Source organism: Streptomyces sp. NPDC107538 (assembly GCF_055657445.1).
The window spans coordinates 363,442-387,670 of record NZ_JBVKAY010000004.1 but is presented as its reverse complement, the minus strand read 5'-3'; the positions used below and the strand labels follow the sequence as shown (position 1 = coordinate 387,670).

The 24,229-nt window shown below is 71.0% G+C and carries 21 protein-coding genes, 3 tRNA genes and 1 pseudogene; 17 read left to right on the top strand and 8 right to left on the bottom strand.

Features of this window, described 5'->3' with window-relative positions; translation table 11 throughout:
• Positions 1–100 precede the first annotated feature (100 nt).
• Positions 101–2,002 carry a DNA primase gene (gene dnaG, locus ACZ7MG_RS16225; RefSeq protein ID WP_471380120.1) on the top strand — a complete coding sequence of 634 codons (1,902 nt, stop codon included), beginning with the start codon at positions 101–103 and terminating at the stop codon, positions 2,000–2,002.
• Between the two features lie 237 nt (positions 2,003–2,239).
• Positions 2,240–3,565, top strand: coding sequence for an RNA polymerase sigma factor (locus ACZ7MG_RS16220; RefSeq protein ID WP_471380122.1), 1,326 nt, complete (start codon positions 2,240–2,242; stop codon positions 3,563–3,565).
• A 118-nt stretch (positions 3,566–3,683) separates the two neighbouring features.
• Here the strand turns inward: ACZ7MG_RS16220 and ACZ7MG_RS16215 are convergent, their stop codons facing one another.
• From ACZ7MG_RS16215 to ACZ7MG_RS16200, 4 genes are all read right to left on the bottom strand, one after another.
• Positions 3,684–5,618 carry an ABC transporter ATP-binding protein gene (locus ACZ7MG_RS16215; protein WP_471380124.1) on the bottom strand — a complete coding sequence of 645 codons (1,935 nt, stop codon included), beginning with the start codon at positions 5,616–5,618 and terminating at the stop codon, positions 3,684–3,686.
• On the bottom strand, positions 5,618–7,351 hold the full coding sequence (locus ACZ7MG_RS16210) for an ABC transporter ATP-binding protein (protein WP_471380126.1): 1,734 nt from the start codon (positions 7,349–7,351) through the stop codon (positions 5,618–5,620). The genes ACZ7MG_RS16215 and ACZ7MG_RS16210 overlap by 1 nt, the downstream gene beginning before the upstream one ends.
• Positions 7,352–7,547: 196 nt before the next feature.
• Positions 7,548–9,002 (bottom strand): FGGY family carbohydrate kinase, encoded by a 1,455-nt coding sequence (locus ACZ7MG_RS16205; protein ID WP_471380128.1) that lies wholly within the window; start codon positions 9,000–9,002, stop codon positions 7,548–7,550.
• 69 nt (positions 9,003–9,071) lie between these two features.
• Positions 9,072–9,377: a YtxH domain-containing protein gene (locus tag ACZ7MG_RS16200; RefSeq protein WP_471380129.1), complete on the bottom strand. Its 306-nt coding sequence runs from the start codon at positions 9,375–9,377 to the stop codon at positions 9,072–9,074.
• Positions 9,378–9,552: 175 nt separating this feature from the next.
• Here ACZ7MG_RS16200 and ACZ7MG_RS16195 point away from each other — a divergent pair.
• From ACZ7MG_RS16195 to ACZ7MG_RS16165, 7 genes and pseudogenes are all read left to right on the top strand, one after another.
• A tRNA-Asn gene (locus tag ACZ7MG_RS16195) sits at positions 9,553–9,625 on the top strand.
• 6 nt (positions 9,626–9,631) lie between these two features.
• A tRNA-Asn gene (locus ACZ7MG_RS16190) sits at positions 9,632–9,704 on the top strand.
• Between the two features lie 176 nt (positions 9,705–9,880).
• Positions 9,881–9,954 (top strand) — tRNA-Ile (locus ACZ7MG_RS16185).
• 302 nt (positions 9,955–10,256) lie between these two features.
• Positions 10,257–10,382: a hypothetical protein gene (locus ACZ7MG_RS16180; protein ID WP_471380130.1), complete on the top strand. Its 126-nt coding sequence runs from the start codon at positions 10,257–10,259 to the stop codon at positions 10,380–10,382.
• A 103-nt stretch (positions 10,383–10,485) separates the two neighbouring features.
• Positions 10,486–10,692, top strand: a pseudogene (locus ACZ7MG_RS16175) (DUF418 domain-containing protein); the annotation flags it as partial.
• Between the two features lie 247 nt (positions 10,693–10,939).
• Positions 10,940–12,376: a carboxylesterase family protein gene (locus ACZ7MG_RS16170; protein ID WP_471380131.1), complete on the top strand. Its 1,437-nt coding sequence runs from the start codon at positions 10,940–10,942 to the stop codon at positions 12,374–12,376.
• Positions 12,377–12,474: 98 nt separating this feature from the next.
• The gene (locus tag ACZ7MG_RS16165; RefSeq protein WP_471380132.1) at positions 12,475–13,497 is read left to right on the top strand and encodes an alcohol dehydrogenase catalytic domain-containing protein; all 1,023 of its coding nucleotides are present in this window, start codon (positions 12,475–12,477) and stop codon (positions 13,495–13,497) included.
• 181 nt (positions 13,498–13,678) lie between these two features.
• Here ACZ7MG_RS16165 and ACZ7MG_RS16160 read toward each other — a convergent pair whose 3' ends face one another.
• Positions 13,679–14,509, bottom strand: a complete 831-nt coding sequence (locus ACZ7MG_RS16160) for a helix-turn-helix domain-containing protein (protein ID WP_471380133.1) — start codon at positions 14,507–14,509, stop codon at positions 13,679–13,681.
• A 237-nt stretch (positions 14,510–14,746) separates the two neighbouring features.
• Here ACZ7MG_RS16160 and ACZ7MG_RS16155 point away from each other — a divergent pair, with 237 nt between their 5' ends.
• From ACZ7MG_RS16155 to ACZ7MG_RS16135, 5 genes are all read left to right on the top strand, one after another.
• Positions 14,747–15,142 (top strand): MmcQ/YjbR family DNA-binding protein, encoded by a 396-nt coding sequence (locus ACZ7MG_RS16155; protein ID WP_471380134.1) that lies wholly within the window; start codon positions 14,747–14,749, stop codon positions 15,140–15,142.
• Positions 15,139–15,507 (top strand): MmcQ/YjbR family DNA-binding protein, encoded by a 369-nt coding sequence (locus tag ACZ7MG_RS16150; RefSeq protein ID WP_471380135.1) that lies wholly within the window; start codon positions 15,139–15,141, stop codon positions 15,505–15,507. The genes ACZ7MG_RS16155 and ACZ7MG_RS16150 overlap by 4 nt, the downstream gene beginning before the upstream one ends.
• 172 nt (positions 15,508–15,679) lie before the next feature.
• Positions 15,680–16,441 carry an SDR family oxidoreductase gene (locus ACZ7MG_RS16145; protein WP_471380137.1) on the top strand — a complete coding sequence of 254 codons (762 nt, stop codon included), beginning with the start codon at positions 15,680–15,682 and terminating at the stop codon, positions 16,439–16,441.
• Positions 16,442–16,481: 40 nt separating this feature from the next.
• Positions 16,482–17,174, top strand: coding sequence for a TetR/AcrR family transcriptional regulator (locus tag ACZ7MG_RS16140; RefSeq protein WP_471380138.1), 693 nt, complete (start codon positions 16,482–16,484; stop codon positions 17,172–17,174).
• 282 nt (positions 17,175–17,456) lie between these two features.
• Positions 17,457–18,113, top strand: a complete 657-nt coding sequence (locus ACZ7MG_RS16135; protein WP_471380140.1) for a TetR family transcriptional regulator — start codon at positions 17,457–17,459, stop codon at positions 18,111–18,113.
• A gap of 55 nt (positions 18,114–18,168) precedes the next feature.
• Here the strand turns inward: ACZ7MG_RS16135 and ACZ7MG_RS16130 are convergent, their stop codons facing one another.
• Entirely contained in the window at positions 18,169–19,059 is an 891-nt protein-coding gene (locus ACZ7MG_RS16130) for an LmeA family phospholipid-binding protein (protein WP_471380141.1), read from the bottom strand.
• A 71-nt stretch (positions 19,060–19,130) separates the two neighbouring features.
• The gene (locus ACZ7MG_RS16125; protein ID WP_471380142.1) at positions 19,131–19,850 is read right to left on the bottom strand and encodes a TetR/AcrR family transcriptional regulator; all 720 of its coding nucleotides are present in this window, start codon (positions 19,848–19,850) and stop codon (positions 19,131–19,133) included.
• A gap of 146 nt (positions 19,851–19,996) precedes the next feature.
• Between ACZ7MG_RS16125 and ACZ7MG_RS16120 the strand changes: the two genes are divergently transcribed.
• Positions 19,997–21,625 (top strand): MFS transporter, encoded by a 1,629-nt coding sequence (locus ACZ7MG_RS16120; RefSeq protein WP_471380143.1) that lies wholly within the window; start codon positions 19,997–19,999, stop codon positions 21,623–21,625.
• Between the two features lie 623 nt (positions 21,626–22,248).
• Positions 22,249–22,467 (top strand): hypothetical protein, encoded by a 219-nt coding sequence (locus tag ACZ7MG_RS16115; RefSeq protein WP_471380575.1) that lies wholly within the window; start codon positions 22,249–22,251, stop codon positions 22,465–22,467.
• 51 nt (positions 22,468–22,518) lie between these two features.
• On the opposite strand, the gene ACZ7MG_RS16110 is transcribed toward ACZ7MG_RS16115, so the two are convergent.
• On the bottom strand, positions 22,519–23,442 hold the full coding sequence (locus tag ACZ7MG_RS16110; protein ID WP_471380144.1) for a LysR family transcriptional regulator: 924 nt from the start codon (positions 23,440–23,442) through the stop codon (positions 22,519–22,521).
• An 82-nt stretch (positions 23,443–23,524) separates the two neighbouring features.
• On the opposite strand from ACZ7MG_RS16110, the gene ACZ7MG_RS16105 reads away from it, so the two are divergent.
• On the top strand, positions 23,525–24,205 hold the full coding sequence (locus ACZ7MG_RS16105) for a cyclase family protein (RefSeq protein WP_471380145.1): 681 nt from the start codon (positions 23,525–23,527) through the stop codon (positions 24,203–24,205).
• Positions 24,206–24,229: the final 24 nt, after the last annotated feature.

Below are 24,229 nucleotides of genomic sequence, written 5' to 3'. Positions count from 1 at the left end.
GACTGCGGGCCGCCGTGGGCCGGTCGCGCAGTTCCCCGCGCCCCCTTCGGGGCGCTGCCCGTGCCCCATCGCTGTCAGTGGACCACCGTAGAATCTCCGCGTGGCAGGACGGATCAACGACGAGGACGTGAAGGCGGTTCGGGACGCGGTCCCGATCGACGCCGTGGTGTCCGAGTACCTCCAGCTGCGCAACGCGGGCGGCGGGAACCTCAAGGGACTCTGCCCGTTCCACGACGAGAAGTCGCCGTCGTTCCAGGTCAGCCCGAGCAAGGGACTCTTCCACTGCTTCGGCTGCCAGGAGGGCGGCGACACCATCACGTTCGTGATGAAGGTCGACCACCTCTCCTTCTCGGAGGCCGTCGAGCGCCTCGCCGGCCAGGCGGGCATCACCCTCCGCTACGAGGAGGGCGGGTACAACCCCTCCCACCAGCGCGGTGAGCGCATCCGCCTGGTCGAGGCGCACAAGATCGCCGCCGAGTGGTACGCGGAGCAGCTGGCCACCAGCCCCGAGGCCGACACCGGCCGGATCTTCCTCGCCGAGCGCGGCTTCGACCAGGCCGCCGCCGTCCACTTCGGCGTCGGCTACAGCCCGCAGGGCTGGGACCACCTCACCCGCTTCCTGCGCGGCAAGGGCTTCACCGACAAGGAACTGCTCCTGTCCGGGCTGTCGCAGGAGAGCCGCCGCAACCCCATCGACCGCTTCCGGGGCCGCCTGATGTGGCCCATCCGCGACATCGGCGGCGACGTGGTCGGCTTCGGCGCCCGCAAGCTCTACGAGGCGGACACCGGCCCGAAGTACCTCAACACCCCCGACACGGCGATCTACCGCAAGTCCCAGGTCCTGTACGGCATCGACCTCGCCAAGAAGGACATCGCCAAGGCCAGCCGGGCCGTCGTCGTCGAGGGCTACACGGACGTCATGGCCTGCCACCTCGCCGGGGTCACCACGGCCATCGCCACCTGCGGTACGGCCTTCGGCGGCGAGCACATCAAGATCCTCCGCCGGCTGCTGATGGACAACGGCAGCGCCCGCGTGATCTTCACCTTCGACGGCGACGCGGCCGGCCAGAAGGCGGCCCTGCGCGCCTTCGAGGACGACCAGAAGTTCGCCGCCGAGACCTACATCGCGATCGCCCCGGACGGCATGGACCCCTGCGAACTGCGCCTGGCGAAGGGCGACGACGCGGTGGTCGAGCTGACCGAACCCCGCACCCCGCTCTTCGAGTTCGCGCTGCGCCAGATCGTCGCCCGCTACGACCTGGAGACCCCCGCAGGGCGGGCCGCCGCCCTCGACGAGGCCGCGCCGATCGTGGCCCGCATCAAGAACAGCGGCGCGCAGCACGAGGTCGCCGTGCAGCTCGCCGGCATGCTCGGCATCCTCGACACCCAGTTCGTCGTCAAGCGCGTCGCCCAGCTGGCCCGCTGGGCCCGCGACCGGGGCGGCCAGGGCCCGGCCCCGTCCGCCCAACGCCAGGCCCAGCCGTACGAGTCCACCGCCCGGCCCCCCTCCGGCCCCGCCCTCACCCTCCGCAACCCGGTCTACGCCACCGAACGCGAACTCCTCAAACTCGCCCTCCAGCGCCCCGAGTTGGTGGCCCCCGCGTTCGACGCGTACGGGGTCGACGAGTTCACCGCCGCCCCGTACGCGTCCGTCCGCGAGGCGATCATCGAGGCGGGCGGTGTCGAGTACGGCGCCGAGGACCCGCAGGAGTATCTGATCCGGGTCCGTGAGGCGGCACCGGACGACACCGTGCGGGCCATGGTGACCGAGCTGGCCGTCGAGGCGATCATGCGCAAGACGGTCGACGACGTGTACGCGGGCGCACAACTGGTGACCGTGCGCCGCCGGGCCGTCGAGCGCCGGGTCCGCGATGTCCAGGGCAGCCTGGCGCGGGCCGCCGCCCAGGGCGACCCGGCCCAGCTGGCCGCCGTACAGAACGAGTTGTGGGTGCTGCAGCAGTACGACCAGGCGTTGCGGGAGCGGGGCGCGGAGGCGCTCTGAGCCCGGGGCGCGAAGGCGCTCCGGGACCGGACCGGTGCGCGCCCCCGGGGTGAACGTCCCCGGCGCACTTGCCAATCCACGCCGGAGCCACCCCGCTCCGTACGGCCTTCAAGCTGTTTACGGCCAGCCCAGCGGCGCACTCGTACGGCACAGTAACCGTGAGGTCACGGGCCGGACGCAAAAAGTCACCGCACGCCCCTCGTAGCGGCTGTGTGTCGTACTCCACACTGGGTTCCGGTGCCTGAGTCCTCGGAGCGCGGCCGACCCGTCCCCCATGGGTCCGAGATCCCCGCGGTTCCGCTCGATGAGTACGGGATGGACGGCGGAGAGGCCGCCCGCGCCATCCCAGACGTACCGCTGCCGTACGCCCTGGCAGCGACATTCCTGGAGGTCGCCCCCGTGCAGACCCAGACCCTCGTACAGAACGACACCAGTACGGCCGGTACGACCATCGGAACCGACGGCGCGGAGCCGGACACGGAGACCGATGTCATCACCGCGGTGCCCGCCCAGAGCCGCGCCGCGCACCACCCGGAGGGGGCCCCGGACGGCCCGCCCGAGCTGGACGAACCGCCGGCCGCGGTGGTGGACGCGGAGACGGCCGAGCCCCCCGAGCCCGTGCAACTGCCGCGCACCCGCCCGGACACCAGCGGCCCGTCCTCCGACCTCTTCCGCCAGTACCTGCGCGAGATCGGCCGCATCCCTCTGCTGACGGCCGTGGAGGAGGTGGAACTGGCCCGCCGCGTCGAGGCCGGCCTCTTCGCCGAGGAGCGGCTCGGCAACGCCCGCGACCTCGACACCCGGCTCGCCCTGGACCTCGACCGGCTGGTCGTCATGGGCCGCATGGCCAAGCGCCGCCTCATCGAGGCGAACCTGCGGCTGGTGGTGTCCGTGGCCAAGCGTTACGTCGGCCGCGGCCTGACCATGCTCGACCTGGTCCAGGAGGGAAACCTGGGCCTCATCCGCGCCGTCGAGAAATTCGACTACGCCCGCGGCTACAAGTTCTCCACCTACGCGACCTGGTGGATCCGCCAGGCCATGTCCCGCGCGCTCGCCGACCAGGCCCGCACGATCCGCGTCCCGGTCCACGTCGTCGAGTTGATCAACCGAGTCGTCCGCGTCCAGCGCCGCATGCTCCAGGAACGCGGCTACGAGCCCACGCCGGACGAGGTGGCCGCGCACCTCGACCTGGCCCCCGAACGCGTCAGCGAGGTCCTCCGCCTCGCCCAGGAACCGGTCTCCCTCCACGCCCCCGTCGGCGAGGAGGACGACGTGGCCCTCGGCGACCTCATCGAGGACGGCGACGCGACGAGCCCCGTGGAGTCGGCCGCGTTCCTGCTGCTGCGCGAACACCTGGAAGCGGTCCTCTCCACCCTCGGCGAACGCGAACGCAAGGTCGTCCAACTCCGCTACGGCCTCGCCGACGGCCGCCCCCGCACGCTGGAGGAGATCGGCCGCATCTTCGGCGTCACCCGCGAACGCATCAGGCAGATCGAGTCCAAAACCCTCAACAAACTCCGCGACCACGCCTTCGCGGACCAGCTGAGGGGGTACTTGGACTGACGGTTCGTCGTCGGGCGCGGGCCCGGTGGGGCTTCTCGCGCAGTTCCCCGCGCCCCTGAAAAGCCGGGGCTGCGCCCCGTGCTTTTCAGACCGGACCCGCACCCGACAACGCGCCCCCTCAGTCCACCTCCGCAACCGCCTCCGCGAACTGCGCCTTGTACAGCCGCGCATAAGCCCCATCCGCCGCCAACAACTCCTCGTGCGCCCCCTGCTCCACGATGGACCCGCTCTCCATCACCAGAATCGTGTCCGCGTCCCGGATCGTCGACAGCCGATGCGCGATCACGAACGACGTCCGCCCGTGCGCCAGCTTCGCCATCGCCTTCTGGATCAACACCTCGGTCCGCGTGTCCACCGAGGACGTCGCCTCGTCCAGCACCAGGATCACCGGATCCGACAGGAACGCCCGGGCGATCGTGATGAGCTGCTTCTCACCCGCGCTCACCCCGGTCCCCTCGTCGTCGATCACGGTGTCGTACCCGTCCGGCAGCGTCCGGATGAACCGGTCCGCGTGCGCGGCCCGAGCCGCCTCCTCGACCTCCCCGCGCGTCACCTTCCGCGACGCGGACGCCCCGTACGCGATGTTCTCCGCGATGGTCCCCCCGAACAGCCAGGTGTCCTGGAGCACCATCCCTATCCCGTCCCGCAGTTCGTCCCGGGACATGGACGCGACATCGACCCCGTCGAGCGTGATCCGCCCACCGGTGACCTCGTAGAACCGCATCAGCAGATTGACCAGCGTGGTCTTCCCCGCGCCCGTCGGCCCCACGATCGCGACCGTGTGCCCCGGCTCGACGACCAGCGACAGATCCTCGATCAGCGGCTTGTCGGCCTCGTACCGGAAGGACACCCCCTCCAGCGCCACCCGCCCCCGCAGCTCCTCCGGCCGTACCCCGGGCACCGCGTCAGCGGCCTGCTCCTCCGCGTCCAGCAGTTCGAAGATCCGCTCGGCCGAGGCGACCCCCGACTGCACCAGGTTCGCCATCGACGCCACCTGCGTCAGTGGCATCGAGAACTGCCGCGAGTACTGGATGAAGGCCTGCACATCACCGATGGACAACGACCCCGTGGCGACCCGCAGTCCACCCACCACGGCCACCAGCACATAGTTGATGTTCGACACGAAGAACATCAGCGGCTGCATGATCCCGCTGTTGAACTGGGCCTTGAACCCGGCCTCGTACAGCCGCTCGTTCTCCTCGGCGAACTGCTTCGCCGACTCCTCCTGCCGCCCGAACACCTTCACGAGCGTGTGCCCGGTGTACATCTCCTCGATATGGGCGTTGAGCTTGCCCGTCACCCGCCACTGCGCGACGAAGTGCGGCTGCGACCGCTTGCCGACCCGCGTGGCCACCAGGAACGACACCGGCACGGTCACCAGCGCGACCAGCGCCAGCAGCGGCGACACCCAGAACATCATCACCAGCACACCGATGATGGTGAGCAGCGAGTTCACGAGCTGCCCCATCGACTGCTGGAGCGTCTGGCCGATGTTGTCGATGTCGTTGGTCGCCCGGCTCAGCACCTCACCGCGCTGCCGCTTGTCGAAGTACGACAGAGGCAGCCGCGACAGCTTCGCCTGGAGCTCCTCGCGCATGTGGAAGACGGTCCGGTTGATCGCCCGGTTGGAGAGCCGGGTGGCCGCCGCCATCAGCAGCCCCGCGACCAGGAAGATGCCGAGGGCAACCAGCAGCACCGCGCCGACGGCGTCGAAATCGATGCCCTTGCCCGGCGTGAAGTCGGTGCCCGCCAGCATGTCGGCGACCCCGCCGTCCCCGCGCTCGCGCATGGACTCCAGGACCTCGGCCTTGGTCGCGCCCGCCGGCATGTCCCGCCCGACGACGCCCGCGAACACCAGGTCGGTGGCCTTGCCGAGGATCCACGGCCCGAGCACCGAGAGCCCGACGCTGAGCACGGCGCACACGATCATCGCGTACATCGTGAACCGCTCGGGCCTGAACTGCGCGAGCAGCCGTTTCCCGGACCCCTTGAAGTCCATGGAGTGCTGGTCGGGGGCCCCGGCCCCCGCCATCCGTGCCAACGGCCCGGCCATCAGGCTGCCTCCGCTTCCGTGAGCTGGGAGAGGACGATCTCCCGGTAGGTCTCGTTGTCCGCCATCAGCTCGTGATGCCGGCCCGTGCCGACGACCCGGCCCTCGTCGAGGACGACGATCCGGTCGGCGTCCCGGATGGTCGCCACCCGCTGGGCCACGATCACCACGGTCGCCTCGGCGGTCTCCCGCCCCAGCGCGGCCCGCAGCGCGGCATCGGTCGCGTAGTCGAGCGCGGAGAACGAGTCGTCGAACAGATAGATCTCCGGCCGCTGCACCAGCGTCCGCGCGATCGCGAGCCGCTGCCGCTGCCCGCCGGACACATTCGTCCCGCCCTGCGCGATGGGGGAGTCGAGCCCGTTCTCCAGCCGCTCGACGAACTCCTTGGCCTGCGCCACCTCCAGCGCGTGCCACAACTCCTCGTCGGTGGCGTCCGGATTGCCGTACCGCAGGTTCGTCGCCACGGTCCCGGAGAACAGGTACGGCTTCTGCGGCACCAGACCCACCGTCTTCGCCAGCAGCTTCGGATCGAGCGTCCGTACGTCGACGCCGTCCACCAGCACCTCGCCCTCGGTGACGTCGAACAGCCGGGGCACCAGCCCGAGCAGCGTCGACTTCCCGCTGCCCGTGGACCCGATGACGGCGGTCGTCTCACCCGGCCGCGCCACGACCTCGATCGACCGGAGCACCGGCTCCTCGGCACCCGGATAGCGGAAGCCCGCGCCCCGGACCTCCAGGAACCCGTGGCGCCGTAGCTCCCGGACCGGCTCGACCGGCGGCACCACGCTCGTGTCGGTGTCCAGCACCTCCTGGATGCGCTCGGCGCACACCTCGGCGCGCGGCATCATCATGAACATGAACGTGGCCATCATCACGGCCATGACGATCTGCATCAGATAGGCGAGGAACGCGGTGAGCGCGCCGATCTCCATCCCACCGCTGTCGATCCGGTGGGCGCCGAACCACACCACCGCGATCGACGACAGATTGATGACCGTCATCACGATCGGGAACATCAGCGCGAGCATCCGCCCGGTTCCCAAGGACACTTCCGTCAGTTCGGCGTTCGCCTTCCGGAACCGGTCCTTCTCGTAGTCGTCCCGTACGAAGGCCCGGATGACCCGGTTGCCGGTGATCTGCTCCCGCAGCACCCGGTTCACGGTGTCCAGCCGCTCCTGCATCGCGCGGAACAGGGGGCGCAACCGGCGCACGATCAGGCTGACGGAGATACCGAGCACCGGTACGACGGCGAGCAGCACCCCCGACAACGGCACGTCCAGCCCGAGCGCCAGCACGATGCCGCCGACACACATGATCGGCGCCGACACCACCAGCGTGAACGTCATGAGCACCAGCATCTGCACCTGCTGGACGTCGTTCGTGGTCCGCGTGATCAGCGACGGGGCCCCGAAGTGACCGAGCTCACGCGCCGAGAACGACTGCACCCGGTCGAACACGGCGGCCCGGATGTCCCGGCCGACCGCCGAGGCGGTGCGGGCGCCGTAGTACACGGCCCCGATGTTGCAGACGACCTGCACCAGCGAGATACCGACCATCAGCGCGCCGAAGGACAGGATGTAACCCGTGTCCCCCTCCACCACGCCCTGGTCGATGATGTCCGCGTTCAGCGTGGGCAGGTAGAGCGTGGCGCAGGTCTGCACGAACTGCAGCAGCACCAGCAGGGCGATCGGTGTCCGGTACGGACGGAGATGACTTCTCAGCAATCGTATGAGCACGCGAGATCTCTCGGGGTCGAAGACGGGGTCCGAAGACGGGGTCCGAAGACGGGGTTCAGGGACGGGGTTCGAAGGCGGGTGCGGGACGCACCACCCCCCATCGTCGAACACTCCACCCGCGTTACCTCAACCGAATTAACCCAACGGTGAGGGTTCGATGCCCGAACTTTGCAGATGGGGCGCGCCGCGGCCGTGCTCAGGCCCGAAAGGCCCCCGGATGCGTCTGCTCCCGAACCGAGACGTACTGCTGCCGCACCGCCTGCCCCACGGCCAACTCGTCCCCGGGATCCAGCACCTGCGCCGCCGCCCCCGGCCACATCGGGGGCGTACGCGGATCGAGCGCCCCCTGCGAGACCCCGAGCGCCCACGCGGCCTGCCGCGCGGCACCCACCGCCGCGTAGTCCGCCGGCTGCGGCACCACCACCTGCACCCCGAACAGCGCCGGCGCCGCCGCCTGCACGGCCGGCAGCTCCGCCGCCGCGCCCAGCAGGAAGATCCGCCGTACGTCGACACCGCGCCCGCGCAGTACGTCCAGCGCGTCGGCGAGCCCGCAGAGCATCCCCTCGAACGCGGCCCGCGCGAAGTGCTCCGGCTTCATCGACTCCCGGCGCAGCCCGGCCAGCGTCCCCGCCGTGTGCGGCAGGTTCGGCGTCCGCTCGCCCTCCAGATACGGCAGCATCACCAGCCCGTGCGACCCCGGCGTCGACTTCATCGCCAGGTCGGACAGCGCCTCCAGATCGGCCACGCCCAGCAGCTCGGTGGCCCCACGCAGGGTCCGTACGGCGTTCAGCGTGGTGACGACCGGCAGATGCATCCCCGTGGCGTCGGCCAGCGAGGTGATCATCCCGGAGGAGTCGACGAGGGCCTGGGTGTGAACGGCCATGACGGACCCGGAGGCCCCCAGCGACACCACCGCGTCCCCGAGCCCGATGCCCAGCCCGAACGCGGCGGCCATGGTCTCCCCGGTGCCGGCGGAGATGAGGAGCCCCTCCGGCGTCGTACCGGCGGCGTCCGAAGGGCCCAGCACCTCGGGAAGCATGACCTGATGCCCGAGCGCCATCTCGACCAGATCGGTCCGGTACTGCCCGGTCGCCGCGTTCCAGTACCCCGTCCCGGACGCCCCGCCCCGGTCGGTGGTCCTCCTGACGGGCCGCCCCAGCAACTGCCAGACCAGCCAGTCGTGCGCCTGCAGCAGTACGGCCGTCCGCATCGCGGCATCCGGTTCCGTACGGCTCATCCAGCGCAGCTTGGTCACCGGCTGAGCGGCCCCCGGTACGCACCCGACGGCCTCCGCCCAAGCCCCCCGCCCGCCGAGCGCGTCCACGAGGTCGGCCGCCGCGACCTGGGTCCGCTTGTCGCCGCCGACCATCGCCGGGCGCACGGTGTTGCCCTGTGCGTCCAGCGCGATCAGCCCGTTCTGCTGGGACGAGACCCCGATCGCCTGCACACCCTCCAGCAGCCCGCCGCCGGCCGCCTCCCCCAGGGACAGCAGCCAGGCCTGCGGATCGACGTCCGACGGACGCCCTCCGCTCTCCGCCGGCTCCAACGGGTGCGGGGCATACCCCTGCCTGAGCACGGCCCCTGTGTCCGAGTCACAGACGACAATGCGCGTAAATTCGGGCGAACTGTCCAGCCCGGCGACTATCCCCATGGCAGAAATTCTGCCGCACGGGGAGGGGTGGGAGCGCCGCGAGTCGGTCCGGCCGACGTGATGTGGTCCCTAGGTATTGCTGGTACCCCAGTCGTCTCCGGCGGAGCCGTTCGCGTTGCGTTCGCGCAGTGAGCGGACCCGCTCGGCGACCAGATCGGGCATCCGGTCCCCGACCCGTTCGCTCACCACGTGGAACGCCTTGCCCGCGTAGACGCGCCCCTGCTGGGCGGCCGACTCGGCGGTGTTGCGCACGGCGGGGTTCTGCGCGACCTGCCGTGCGGACTTCTTCAACTGCTCGTAGCGTTCGCGACCGGCCTTCGTGCCGAGCACGTAACCCAGGGCCAGTCCGGCAAAGAACGTGAGCCGATAGCGCATGGCGGCCACCCTTCCCTCATGTCTGCGTCGGTGCCTTGCGTTGCCCTGCGGGGGCGACGGGCGCGGGGGATACCGATTGGCGGAGCACCCCCCTGCTTGCGCTAATGTATGTGTCGCAGCGAGCGCACGCCCCCTGGCGAATACCCAGGGAGATACGTTCGATGCGGCGAGGCAATCCTCCGTAGCTCAATTGGCAGAGCAGCCGGCTGTTAACCGGCAGGTTACTGGTTCGAGTCCAGTCGGGGGAGCTTCGATCTTCCGTAGCTCAATTGGCAGAGCAGCCGGCTGTTAACCGGCAGGTTACTGGTTCGAGTCCAGTCGGGAGAGCAGACGAAGAAGGACCCCGTCGGGGTCCTTTTTCATGTCCGGGGGAACCGCGTGCACCGCCCCGAAGTCCTCAAGGTCAAGAAGCGCATGCGAAGGCCGACCATCCGAAGCAGGAGATCGTATGAGCGGCTATGCTGCGGCAGACGGCGCGCACACATGTACGCGACACGCCGTACGGGGCGGTAGCTCAGCCGGTTAGAGCAGCGGACTCATAATCCGTCGGCCGTGGGTTCGAGTCCCACCCGCCCCACTAGCAGTTACCCGTGTAGAAACGTTCTGACCTGCGGAAACATGGTTTTCGAGGCTACGTGGCGTACAGCGAATCCTGCTTCGCGCACCTCCAGGGTGACGCATGCGCCGCTGTGACCTGCGGTTTCCCTTCGTGTCCTGCGGAGTGTTGTGCCGTGGTCGGTCTGCGCCGTACTGACCGCGACACCCTGATCCAGGTCAGCCAGGCTGTCACCGCACTTCAGGCGGAAGGTCCTGCGCTGCCCAACCTCAAGGAGTTGCGCCCCGGTTCGGCTGGGGCCGTTCGACCCGGACCGTCAGGCCGTGATCCTGGTCGGTGGTGACAAGGCGGGCAACTGGTCCGACTGGTACCGCGTCGCGGTGCCGCAGGCGGAGCAGGCGTACGCGGAGCATCTGAAGCGAATCGATGGAGAGGCCGGGGAACGATGACAGATCACCTCAAGGACCCGCAGGCCGTCTCCTGGGAAGCCCTGGCCGAGGACTTCAGTTGCGCAAGCGGCAGCACACCGCACTGGAGCGCAGTGACGTCGACACCCTGACCGCCTACGTCGGCCACTTCCTCGCACAGACCGTACTGTCCACATCCGCCGGAACCGGTACCCAGCAGTCCTGGCTGCCCCTGATCCTGTACGTCCTCGGAGCCATCGTGTTCGCCGCGGTCTGGTCCCGCTTCTTCCGCCGAGGCCCCCTGGAGTGCCTGCTCAACGCCGCCACCATGCCGGCGAAGCACATCCGATGAGAGAGACCGGCCTCTTGCGGGAGTCGGGCCGCGGCCCCGTTCGCCGACGATCCGGCCGTCGGCCCTGTAGGGGAAGCTCATGGCCTGCGCCGAGAGCTTGTTGCCGGGTGTCACCTGGTGACCATCGGGTGACCGCCACCCGCGGGGCGTTTTGTCGGATCCCGGGAAACGATGGAAGACGTCACCGCGAGCAACCAGCCGCCGTAGCACCGCGCGAACGCTCGAACCGCGTTGAAAGGACATTGTCATGACCGCCATCGCTGCCAAGGCTCCGACTGCTCCAGGGGTGCGGTCCTGGTGGGGGATCCCGTACGCCACCGCCGAGCGGTACCGCCGTCCCGTGGTCGCGGACTTCGATCCGGACCGCCCCTACGACCGTAAGGGCGTCGTCTCCGTCCAGCCCGACAGCGGCGACTGGCTCGAAGCGGACGGCGGGATGGGCGAGGACTGTCTGAACCTGAACGTGTGGGCCCCCGAGCAGCCGGCCGACAAGGCGCTGCCGGTGGCCGTGTACATCCACGGCGGCGGGTTCGAGTACGGCGCGAACACGCAGATCACCTCGAACGCCTCCGGTCTCGCCGCGACGGGTCGCGTGGTGGGCGTGTCGGTCAACTACCGGCTCGGCGCCCTGGGCGCGCTCTCGCTCGCGCAGTACGGTGGGCGGCTCGCCGAGGCCGGAAACCTCTGTCTGCAGGACGTCATCGCCGCGCTGACCTGGGTCAAGCGGAACATCGCCCACTTCGGCGGCGACCCCGAGAACGTCACCGTCTACGGCCACAGCGGCGGCGCCTATGCCACCTTCGGGCTGCTGGGCGCCTCCTCCGCCGACGGCCTGTACCGGCGGCTGGCCGGGTTCTCCGCCGGGCCCTCGCGTCTTCAGCCGGCCTGGTGGGCCGAGGAACTCGCGCACCGGTTCGTCACCGAACTCGGTGTCGCGGACAACCCCGAGAAGCTGCTCGACCTTGATACGGCCTCCCTGGTGGCCGCCCTGCACAAGGTCACCCCGACGGACCTCGGAGTCCGTGGCGGGATGGACAGCAAGAGCCTCGGCGTCGTCCTGGACACCCGACAGCCCGGCGCGGTGCTGCACTCCCACCCCATGGACGTCCTCGCCTCGGGCGCACAGCGTGATGTCGACGTGCTGCTGAGCATGGCCAGTGACGACATGGGCTGGTGGGTGGCGAACGACCTCGACCGGTTCGACCCGGGCACCGTCGACCGCGTCGTCGAGGAGGTCGTGGGGTGGCGCGTTCCCCGCTCCCACGCCAAGAAGATCGTCGACGCCTACGACCAGGGCGGCCGCACCCCTGCCGAGGTCCGCGCCGCACTCCTGTCGGACTACATCTTCGGGCTCCCCGCGGCTCGCGGCGCCCTGGCGCACGCCGCGGCGGGCGGCAACGCCCATCTCCTGATGATCGGGCCCGCCGAGGGCGCGCCGGCCGTACACGGCACCGAGATGTACGCCTTGGTCGGCCAGGAAAAGCCGGGCCGCAGCGCGGAGCAGGCCGAGCGTGACAGCCGTGTCCGCGACATCGTGCTGGACTTCGCCACCGGTGAGCGGTCCCGTCTGTGGCCCGCCGTCACGGACAAGCCGACCTCGGAAACCGTCGGCAACTCTCCCTTCGAGGGCACCGCCCACTACCAGCAGGTCCTCGACCTGTGGGAGGGCATCGACCGCCCCTGACGGTCGGCGGGCGACACGGAACAACGCACGGGCGACACGGAACAACGCACGGGTGAAACGGAACAAGGCAGGGGGCAACGCGGAGTGAGGTACTCGGTATGAGCCAACCGACAGCAGCCGGCGGTGCCGCCCCGGTGACGATGCGGGCCGTGGTCGTCACCCGGCCCGGTGGCCTCGACGTGCTGGAGATCAAGGACGTGCCGGTGCCGGTCCGCAAGCCCGGCTGGGTGCGGGTCCGGGTGAAGGCGTTCGGCGTCAACGAGTCCGAGGTCACCACCCGCAAGGGTGAGTCGGATGCGGAGGTCACCTACCCGCGGGTGCCCGGCATCGAGGGCGTCGGCGTGGTCGATGAGGCCGACGAGGACAGCGGGCTGCGGCCGGGACAGCAGGTGGCCACGATGATGGGCGGCATGGGCCGCTCGTACGAGGGCGCGTACGCCCAGTACGTGACCGTGCCCGCGGCGCAGGTCATTCCGTTCGAGACCGGCCTGCCGTGGGAGGTCGTCGGTGCGCTGCCGGAGATGTTCCAGACCGCCTACGGATCGCTGACCACCGGCCTGGACCTCAGGGCCGGGCAGACGCTGCTGATCCGCGGCGGCACCTCCACGGTCGGGCTGAGCGCGGCCACGCTCGCGAAGGATCTCGGAGCCACCGTGCTGTCCACCACCCGCAGCCCGGAGCGGGCCGGGGAACTGCGGGCCGCGGGCGTCGACCATCCCCTCGTCGACAGCGGCACCCTCGCCGACCAGGTGCGCGAGCTGATGCCGGACGGTGTCGACGCCGTACTGGAGCTGGTGGGCTGCTCGGTCCTCGCCGACACCCTGCGCACCGTCCGCCGGCACGGCACGGTCTGTTTCACCGGAGCCTTGGCGGGCCGGTGGACGATCCCCGACTTCTCCCCGTTCATGATCCCGGGCGGGGTGCGGCTGACCAGCTACGCGGGCGAGGCCGCCGACCTCCCGGCCGACGTCCTCGCCCACCAACTCCAGGCCATCGCCGCAGGACGCCTCAACGTCCCGGTCGCGAAGGTCTACCACGGACTGGAAGAGGTCCGTGACGCCCAGGCCGACGTCGAGTCCGTCACCACACCGGGCAAACACGTCGTCGTCCTGCACGACTGAGACCTGGGCAACCGAGAGACGACAACCAACCACCGGGTTGTCGACAACCGCGGCCCCCTCGACAACTACGCCGAGGGGGCCAGCTACCCGCACATCGTGCACTCCCGTGGGGCGTTCACGCGGACCGCGAAGGGAGTCCTCGCCTCCGGACGGGCACGGGGCCTCCGCCGCCGGGCCTCCGTCACGCGTCGGCTTTCGCTGCGCGGGCCGCGAAGGCGGCCGGGGTGAGGCCGGTGCGGTCGCGGAAGAAGCGGCCGAAGTTCGCGGGATCACTGAAGCCGAGATGGACGGCCACAGCCCGGGCGTCCCACCGGGCACCTCCCAGCAGGCGCCGGGCTTCCAGGAGGCGCCGCTCGTCGATGAGTTCACGCACCCCCTTGCCGGTGGCGTCCCGGGCGGCACGGCTGAGGGTGCGGACAGAGCAGCCGAGCAGCTCGGCGTAGTCCGCGGCCTGGTGCAGCTCCCGGAAGTGCAGCTCCAGGGCGTCCAGGAAGCGTCCGTACCTGTCGGCACGGCCCCTGCCGGCCGTGGCCGTGCTGACGGGGACGATGCCCGGGGAGTTGGCCAGGCGCAGCAACAGCGATTCGAGCAGGCTGCGGCGCAGGGCGTGGTGGACGTCGAGGGGGCGGCGGCCGAGTGCGCGGTGTTCGTCCAGGAGCTGGAGTGCCGTCTGCTGGAGCCAGGCGGTGTCGTCGGGGTGCGGGCTGAGCACGGCAGGGGCTTCGTGTGCGGTGAGCGGGGCCAGGAGACGGGCGATGTCGGGTCGCAGCACGTCGGGTTCGAACAGGATGAACGGGCCGCGGGCCGCGCCGGGCGGATGCCAGCACTGCGCGTGCCCGGGACGCACCCACAGCCACTGGCCGGGGGCGACGGTCCGCGTGACGTGGTCGACGTCGTGCAGTAGCTCACCTTCGGTCACGCCGATGAGGTAGTGGAAGGTGGCGCGGCCCGGACGGGGCGGGTTCCACGGCCAGTCGTCGTGCTGGACGAAGAAGTCCTCGACGGTGCTCACCTCAAGGCCGTAGGGAGTACCGACCGGGGGCTGGAAACCGTAGAGCGGAACCGCGCCCGGTCCAGCCTGCCTGCTCCTGCTCGGCCCGGAGTGTCGCTTGTCGACCATCACGTGTCCGCAGCCTACGCCCTTTTGGTCGGCTGCGACGGAAGGATGGGACGTGCGCCGCGCCCGCGCGGCACGCCCTCCGCTCCTTCGATGCCACCGTCCGTCACCACCTGGGAAGGCTCACCACCCATGAACGGACCGACCCTGCACAAGACCGCCGCCGACTGCGCGGAGGAACTCCCCGGAGCCCGGCTGGAGCATCCCTTCGGCCCCGACTGGGAGGTCTTCAAGGTGCGCGGCAAGGTGTTCATGCTGATGACCGAGGTCCCGGGGCGTCCCGTCGTGATCCTCAAGGCGGACCCCGAGGAGGCCCACGCCCTGCGGGAGCAGTACAGCCACATCACCCCGGGCTACCACATGAACAAGAAGCACTGGATCACCCTGGAGAGCGGGGAGGGCGTCGACAGGAAGCTGGTCGAGGAACTCGTCACCGATTCCTACCGGCTCGTGGTCGCCCGCCTGCCGAAGGCCGAGCGGCCCGTCGACCCGCACACCTACGGCACCGAATCGCGGGCGGACCGGTGAGCGCGGCCGGTGACCGGCTCCAGGACACCGCCCGCCAAGCGGCCCTCGCCCTCCCCGACGTCAGCCACGGCTACCCCTTCACCCCGGGACTCGACGTGTACAAGGTCGCGGGCAAGGTGTTCCTGATCGTCACCGACGACCCGGACGACCAGATCATCACGGTCAAGTGCGAACCCGAACACGCCCGCGCGCACGTGCGCGACCACGCCTCGATCTCACCGGGCCGCTACCTCGACAAACGCCACTGGATCTCCCTGGGGCCAGGCCCGGGCGTCACCGAGCGACTGGTCGCCGACGCGGTCGAGGACTCCTACGACCTGGTCGCCGAGCGGCTGCCGCGACGCGACCGCCCCGGGGCTCGATGAGCACCGCGAGCCTCCCCGCGAACGGCTGAGCCCTCGCTCGTCCATTACGCCCGGCTCGCCAGTGGGCCGATGGTAAGTGGACCGACTTGCCTCAAGGGTGACGTGAGGCTATCTTCGATGGTGAGTCCATTGACTTACCTAACGACTCGGCAAGGAACAAGGAACAAGGAACATGAATCGTCTTGCGGGCAAGCGCGCACTCATCACCGGCGGCACCAGTGGGATCGGCCTGGAGACCGCGCAGCGTTTTGTGGCAGAGGGGGCCGATGTGCTGGTCACGGGGGTCACCCCGGCCAGCATCGAGAAGGCGCGGCGGATTCTCGGGGACAAGGTGCCGGTGGTGCAGGCCGATGCGCGCGATCTCGACGCGCAGCGCGGCCTGGCGGAGCGGGTGCGGGAGCACTTCGGGGAGCTGGACGTGGCGTTCCTGAACGCCGGTGTGTCGGACTGGCGGCCGTTCGAGGACCACACGGAGGACAGTTTCGACCGGCTCTTCGACATCAACGTCAAGAGCGTCTTCTTCCTCACCCAGGCCCTGGTGCCCGTGCTGGCCAATCCGTCCTCGGTCGTCCTCAACGCGTCCAACAGTGCGCACGGCGGTTACGGTCACGCGAACGCCTACGCCGCGACCAAGGCGGCTGTCGGCTCCCTGATGCGGTCGTGGAACGCGGATCTGCTCAGGTCGCACGGCATCCGGTTCAACGCGGTCAGCCCCGGTCCGGTGGACACCCCGCTGTACTCCGGCTCCAAGCTCGGGATCGAGGATCCCGCGCAGCAGAAGGCGGTTCTGGAGGCGATCAGCTCCGGCATCCCCCTGGGGCGCATGGGTCTGCCTGAGGAGGTCGCAGAAGCCGTCGTGTACCTGGCCTCCGACGCCTCCGCCTTCGCTGTGGGCCAGGACCTTATCCTGGACGGCGGCCAGACCGTCCTCTGACAGCGAGGACGCGGCTGCGAGACGGGCGAGGGGCGTGGGCATGACGGCGGCGGACCGTGACCGAGCGGAATCCGGTGGCGATTCGTGCCAGGCCGGGTATCACGCGCAGATCAAGGCGGAGAACCGCGCGCGCATCATCCGCGCCGCCCGCGACCTCTTCCTCGCCCGGGGATACGACAAGACCTCCCTGGCCCAGATCGCCAGGGAGGCCCGCGTCTCCACCGGCACCCTCTTCAAGCGGTACCCCTCCAAGGCCGCGCTGTTCGCGGCCGTCACCTCCGAACAGTGGCAGCTGGACGTGCAGTACGCCGCGCCGCCCCCGCCCGGTGACCCCCGGTACGGTCTTGACCACATCGGCCGCGACTACGCCTGCCTGGTCTCGCGCCCCGGGACGGCGGCGCTGTGCCGCCTGATCATCACCGAACTTCCGCAGATGCCGGAACTCGCCGACATCGTCGGCACCGGCTTCGCCATCGACCGCGGACCCTTCTTCGACCGGCTCCGCGACTACCTGGACGCCGAAGCGCAGGCCGGCACACTCGACTTCCGTTCGGCCGACGGACAGACACAGCCGACATCCGCAGTGGCCGAACAGTTCCTCGGCATGATCTGCGGCCAGCTCCTGTGGCCCCAACTCGTACGGACCGACTTCATCCCGCCCGACCCCACCGACACCACGATCGTGGACGAAGCCGTCGCGCTCATGCTCACCCGCTACCGCACCGGGTCCTGAACGCAAGGTGGCGGTCTGCACTCGAGTCGGCGGACCCGGAGCAGTCCTCACTCCCCGGCGATCGGCTGACCCGATCGAAACGCCGCGCCAGGTCTGCCCGCAGGTTCGAGTCCCGCCCGTCCCACCGCGCGCTCCTGGGTCGTTCCGCGTGGTCCGCGAGGTGTCTTGCGGTCGTTCTCTCGCCGTCCGGGGCCGCGTGACAAAATGGGGACCGCTGTTCGTCGTTGTCTCTGTTGCTGTCCCTGACTCTGCGTCTTCGCACCGATCCCTCCGAGGTTGTCCGTGACCAAGCCCGTGGCTCGCGAGCCGATGCGCCGTAACTCGCGGTCCAACCGGGCGCGCATCCTGGCCACGGCCCGTGAGGAGCTGGGGCGCAACCCCGACATCACGCTGGAGGAGCTGGCGCGGGCCGCCGGGGTCGTACGCCGGACGCTCTTCGGTCACTTCCCGGGGCGGGCGGCGCTGTTGGAGGCGCTCGCCGAGGAGGCCGCGGAGACGCTGCGGAACGCGGTGGCGGCGGGGCCGGGGCCCACGGAGCAGGCCGAGCGGGCGCTGGCGCGGTTCGTGTTCACCATGTGGCCGGTGGGCGACCGCTACCGGATGCTCCTGGCGCTGGCCCGGCGGGACCTCGGCTCCGAGCGCGTCGCCGAGGTGCTGCGGCCGGCCCGTGAGGCGGTCGCGGCCATCCTCGCGCGCGGGCAGCGGGACGGCGTCTTCCACTCCCATCTGCCGCCCGCCGTGCAGAGCGCGGGCCTGGAGGCGATGCATGTCGCCCTCCTGGAGGCCGTCAACACCGGTGCGCTGGAGGACGACGACGGGCACCGGATCGCCACCACCACCCTCATCGCCGCCGGCGTGCCCGAGAAGCGGGCGGGCGCGGTGGTCGAGGAGGTCGCGGCCGTGATGGGCGAGGCGGCCACTCCGGCCGACGACGCCTGAGGGCAACTGGCAGAGCCTGGCGGCGACTGACAGTCCGCCGGGAGCTGTGCCCGTCCTATGCGGCGTCGGGGTGGAAGGTGACCGACCTGCCGGAGAGGCGGGCGGTGAGGCCCTGGGCGGTGGGGGTGACCGAGCGCAGGTGGAGGCCCTCGGGGATGTTGTGTAGGGCGATCGGCCGGGAGAAGACCTTGTCGAGCAGCTTCTCGCCGGCCTCGGGCAGGGCGACGCGGCCCGCGACCTTGAAGTCCTTGAAGGCGACGCGGTTGCCGGAGGCCACCGAGACGGTCGTCGTCGCGGTCGCCTCGAAGCCGAGCGGTGTCAGCAGACGTGCCCGGATCCGGTCCGCGCCGTAGCCCCGGGAGATCTCCAGGCCGAGGGCGTCCGAGAGGTCCGCGTACGACAGGAAGGCGGTCGCCTCCGCCGTGCGGGCGCGGGCCTCGCTGTCGTCGTCCGACTTGGTCAACCCGTCCAGTTCCAGGGTGAGTTCGGTCACCGGCAGCGGGCGGTCCGAGCCCTCGGCGGGGATGTCGCGCGCCGTGATGTCCACCCGGTCCAGCGTGCCGGAGGCCGCCTGCGCCAGCACGGGGAAGCCGTGGACCTCGACCTCCGGCCGGGCGGGGGTGTCCATGCCCTCCTGGAACGCCTGCGCCGTACGTGACTCGATGCGCGCGGCCACGGCCCGGTCGACCGCGACGGGGGTGAGGACCAGGGCGGCCAGCGAGGCGGCGGCGATGACGAGGGGGCGCCGGCGCCAACGGCGGGTGCGGGGAGCGGAGTCGGTGCCCCAGGTGGCCCGGCGGGCGCGGGGTGGCGGGGCCTGCGGTTCGTACGCCGAGCCGTCGGCGGGCTCGTAGGAGTAGTCGTACGTGGAGGTGTTGTCGTGGAAGTCGTCGTAGGTGTGGTCGAGGTCGTCTTCGTGGTCGGCGTTGCGGCGGGACCGGTTCACGGGTGCTCCTTCGGGGGCGGGTTACTCCGGGGATTCCAGAGGGGGTCGGGGACTTTTCGGGGGATCGGGTTTCACCGGGGCTCCGGGGGCGACCCGGTTCCCCGCAGGCCGTCGACCTTCGTGGCGGCGGTGTCGGGGGCGACTCCGGCGGCGATCAGGGCGGCGGTGGCGGCGCGGGTGCCGTCGTCGGACCAGATGCCGTGGTTGACGCAGTCGAGCAGGGTCAGCAGATGGGCCTCGATGGCGCGGCTGAGCGGGTCGGGCGGGACCGTGGTCTGGAAGGTGCCCTGCCGCTGGCCGTGGGCGAGGACCCTGGTGACCAGGTCGCGGGTCGGGGCCAGCAGTGCGTTGACGCGGTCGGGGCCGAGGTCCTGGCGGGCCAGCCGGATGAGGGTGCGGAAGCGGTCGCCGACCGGCCACACGGTGAGGACGAGACGCGCCAGCTCGGTCGCCGCGTCGGAATCGGCCGCCGCGTCGCAGGTCGCGGCGGGGGCGGCCGTGACCGCGAGCCGGATCGCCTCCGCGGCCTCGGCGGCCAGGCCCTCGACGAGCGCGGCCCGGCCGGCGAAGTGGACGTAGACCGTGCGCCGGGCCACACCGGCGGCTCCGGCGATGTCCTCCAGTCGGCTGTCGGGGTCGCGGGTCAGCTCCTGCCGGGCCGCCTCCAGGATCCGGGCGCGGGTGGCGCGCGCGTCGCGGCGCAGGGGTGGACCCGGCGGGACGTACGGCCTCGGGTGCGGAGGTGTGGCGTACGGCGGCGGAGGGGGTGTCCGTGCTGGTCGGGTGGTCATACCGGCACCTCGGGATCGGGATCGGGATCGGGGGAGGGGAGGGGGACAACGCGATAGTTGCACACCGATGGGCAATAAACTAGTCTGCACATCGATGGGCAATTAAGTGCTGCTGCTCGTCGTACTCGTCCCTTTAGGAGCTTCCGATGCCCTTCCTCGCGAACACCCCCGTGGAGAAGATGACCGGGCCGTACGCACGGCGCTGGTGGGCGCTGCTCGTGCTGTGCCTGAGCTTGCTGATCGTGGTGATGGCGAACACGTCACTGATCGTCGCCGCCCCCGACATGACCACCGACCTGGGCCTGACCAGCAGCGATCTGCAGTGGGTCGTCGACGGCTACACCGTCCCGTACGCGGCGCTGATGCTGGTGCTGGGCTCGATCGGCGACAAGTACAGCCGGCGTGGCGCGCTGGTCCTGGGGCTGCTGATCTTCGCCGGTGGTTCGGTGATGGGGAGCCTGGTCGACGAGACCTCGCTGGTCATCGCGGCCCGCGCGATCATGGGTGTCGGCGCCGCGGTCGTGATGCCCGCCACGCTGTCGCTGCTGGTCGCGACCTTCCCCCGGAGCGAGCGGGTCAAGGCGATCACCGCCTGGACCGCGACCTCGGGGCTGGCCATCGCGGTCGGTCCGCTGGTGGCCGGCTGGCTCCTGGAGGACCACGCCTGGGGCTCGACCTTCCTGATCAACGTGCCCATCGCGCTCGTCGCCGTCGTCGGCGCGCTCGCCCTGGTGCCGCCGTCGAAGGCGGCGGGCATGGGCCGGATCGACTACGTCGGTGGTCTGCTGTCGATCGTCTCCGTCGGCTCCCTGGTCTACGCGGCCATCGAGGGCCCGCACTTCGGCTGGGGCGCCGGCCCCGTCACCGCGGCCGTGGTGGCCGGTGTCGGTCTGCTCGCCTTCGTCGTCTGGGAGCTGCGGCACCCGCACCCGATGCTGGACGTCCGCAAGTTCGCGCTGCGGCCCTTCAGTGGCTCGATGCTGGCGGTGCTGTTCTTCTTCTTCGGTACGTTCGGCGCGATCTACTACTCGACCCAGTTCCTGCAGTTCGTCCTCGGCTACGACGCGCTGGACACGGGTGTACGGCTGCTGCCGCTGGCCGGTGCGGTGTTCCTCGGGGCCGTGGTGACCGGGAAGCTGACGCCGCGGCTGGGTGTGAAGGCGATGGTCGTGACCGGCATGGTCGTCGGCACGGCGGGGGTGTTCCTGCTCACCCAGGTCGACAAGGGTTCGACATACGCCGACTTCCTGGCGCCGATGATGATGCTGGGCTTCGCCATCGGGCTGAGCGTCTCCCCGGCCACCGACACGATCATGGACTCCTTCCCCGAGTCCGAGCTGGGTGTCGGCGGCGGCGCCAACGACACCGCGCTGGAGCTGGGCGGTGCGCTGGGTATCGCGGTGCTGGGCTCGCTGCTGGGTACCGCCTACCGGGACGAGCTGACCGATCTGGTCGGCAACCAGTTGCCGGCGGCCGCGATGGAGACGGCCAAGGACTCCGTCGGTGGTGGGCTGGCCGTCGCCGAGCGCGTCGCCCAGGATCCGTCCGCCGGTCCCCAGCAGGCCCAGGCGGTCGTGGACGCCGTCCACCAGGCCTTCGCCCATGGCGTCGCCCAGACCAGCCTGATCGGCGGCATCATCATGGCCGCCGGGACGCTGATCGTCCTCGCGGTCCTGCCGGGACGGCGTGGTTTCGCGAAGAAGAGTGCCGAGGGGGAGGCCGCCCCGTCGGACCCGAGCCGCGTCGAGGCCCACGCCGACTCGCCGACTCGCTGAGCCGGCCCGCGCGAGCCTCGACGACGGGGCCCGGGATCACCCTGCGAGGGTGCCTGGGCCCCTCGTGCGGCATGGGTGGGCTTCTCGCGCGGCGAGGGGGAGGGGGCGCATGTCGGTGGGGGTGTCGGGGGTGTCGGGGGTGCCGGGGTGCCTGGGGGCGTCGAGCGTGGGGTCTGGGGTTCGAGTCTGGCTCCGGGGTGCGGGGTTTGAGCCGGGGGCCGGGTTCGAGTCTGGCTCAGGGGCCGGGCCTGGGCCTGGGCCTGGGGTTCGGGCCCGGGGCCTGGGGAGGGGCGGCTGCGAGGATCGCTCCCGGTCGGCCGGGAGGGGCGGGCCGAGGGCCGGGAGGGGTGCACGCCCCCCCGGGGGCGGGGCCTCTGCCCCGGGGCGCCCCCTCGTGATGACGCCCTCTGGTGTCGCCGTCCTGCGATTCCGCGGACGTCGTCCGGCGTCGCCGTGCTGCGGCCGCAGGAACGAGCTGCGGCCCCGCAGGGGGAGGCGTCCGGGGATCAAGCCGTCGCGGAGCGACGGTCGAGCGCCGTGGATCCCCGCTTCGGCTCCCGTCCCGCGCTGATCGGCGCGGTCGGTGAGGCCCGGTAGGGGGCGGCGGCGGGAGATGGCGTGGCGTGGGCGGGCCTGCGACCAGCTTCGCTGGGTCGTCGATCCCGGTCTCACCGGTCTCACCGTTCTCCGTCGGCGGCGGTACGGACATCGTGTCCGGCTTCGCGGGCGGGGCGCCCAACACCCCTGTCGGGCCAGGGGAGTTGGGCGCACCCCCTCTGGGGGTGGCGCTGGCCGCGTACGACGCCGGGGGCGCGGCGGTGGTGGGGTGGGTGGAGGGGTGAGTTGACGGGTGCGGGTTTCGTCGGGGTTCTCGCGCAGTTCCCCGCGCCCCTTCAGGGCGCGGGTGTGAGGCCCAGGTTCAGAGCGGACTGTTGGAGGGCCTGGACCAGGGCCGCGGTGCGGGGCTGGGGGCCCGAGGGGGAGGCCGGCCAGACCGCTGCGATGCGGCGGTGGCCCGCTACCCGGACCGTGGGGAGGGCCACGGTGTCGGGCGGGGTGTCGGTGAGGGCGAGGGTGGGGACGACGGCCGCGCCGAGGCCGGCCCGGACCAGGGCCAGCGTGGTCGGAAACTCCGCGGCGGTGTGGGCGCGCTGCGGGGCGAAGCCGTACTGGGCGGAGATCCGGGCCAGGGCACGGCCGCACGCCGTGCCGGGCGGGGCGGTGACCCAGGGGCGGTCGGCCAGATCGCGGACCGAGCGGGGCGCCGGCGACCAGTCGGCAGGGGTGACCACGCGGTACTCGTCGTCGGCGACCGGCGCGGACGCCAGGTCCCGCCCCTGCTCGTGCGGCTCGGGGTCGGCGGCGTCGTACTCCACGACCAGCAGGTCCAGGCCGCCGGTGCGCAGCTCGCGCAGGGCTTCCGGGCCCTCGGCCTCCACCACCCTAGGCTCCAGACCGGGGTGGCCGTGGGCGAGGGCGGCGAGGGCCGGGACGAGGAGATGACAGACCGCCGAGGAGAACGCGGCGACCGTCACCGGTCCGGTCGAACGGCCGGTCAGCTCGGCGAGTTCACGGCGGGCCTCCGTCAGTTCGTGCTCGATCCGCTCGGCCCGCGCCGCGAGGAGCCGGCCCGCCGGGGTCAGCCCCGCCCGGCGCCGCGAACGGTCCACCAGCGGCTGGCCCACCTCCCGCTCCAGCTGAGCGAGGTGCTGCGACACGGCCGACGGCGTCAGATGCAGCACCTTCGCCGCGTCCACGACACCGCCGCGCAGGGCCACGGCGCGCAGGACGCGCAGTCGGCGGGGGTCCAGTTCCATAGGCCGCACTGTAAGCCTTACTGCAGTGCCGCTTCAGTAAATCTTGCTTGTGGTGCAGTGGCACTGCAGAGAGGATCGGGGCATGAGCACCAAGCAGCGGCGGATCGTCGACCTCAGCCACCCCATCCGGCACGGGATGATCACCTACCCCGGCCTCCCCGGGCCCGAGATCGGCGAGCACCTCACCCGGGAGGCGTCCCGGGAGATCTACGCGCCCGGCACCGAGTTCGCCATGGGCCGTATCTCGATGGTGTCCAACACCGGTACCTACGTCGACAGCCCGCACCACCGCTTCGACGACGGCCAGGACCTCTCCGGTCTCCCGCTCGACCGGCTGACCGACCTCGACGGGGTCGTCGTCCGGGTCGAGGGCATCGCCGACCGGGGCCGGGCCGTGGACCCGGACGCGCTGCTGCCGTACGACGTGACCGGCCGGGCGGTGCTGATCCACACCGGCTGGGCCCGGCACTGGGGCACCGAGCGGTACGGCCACGGCCACCCCTACCTCACCGCCGACGCCGTCGCCTGGCTGGTGGACCAGGGTGCCGTCCTCGTCGGCATGGACACCCTCAACATCGACGACACCGACGACGGCACCCGCCCCGCCCACACGGGCCTGCTCGCCGCGGGCATCCCCGTCGTCGAACACCTGCGGGGCCTGGAGCAACTGCCCCCGGAGGGCTTCCGTTTCCACGCCGCGCCACCGGCCGTCGAGGGCATGGGCACGTTTCCCGTACGGGCGTACGCGCTGCTGGACGCATAGACGCATAGACGCATAGGCACACAG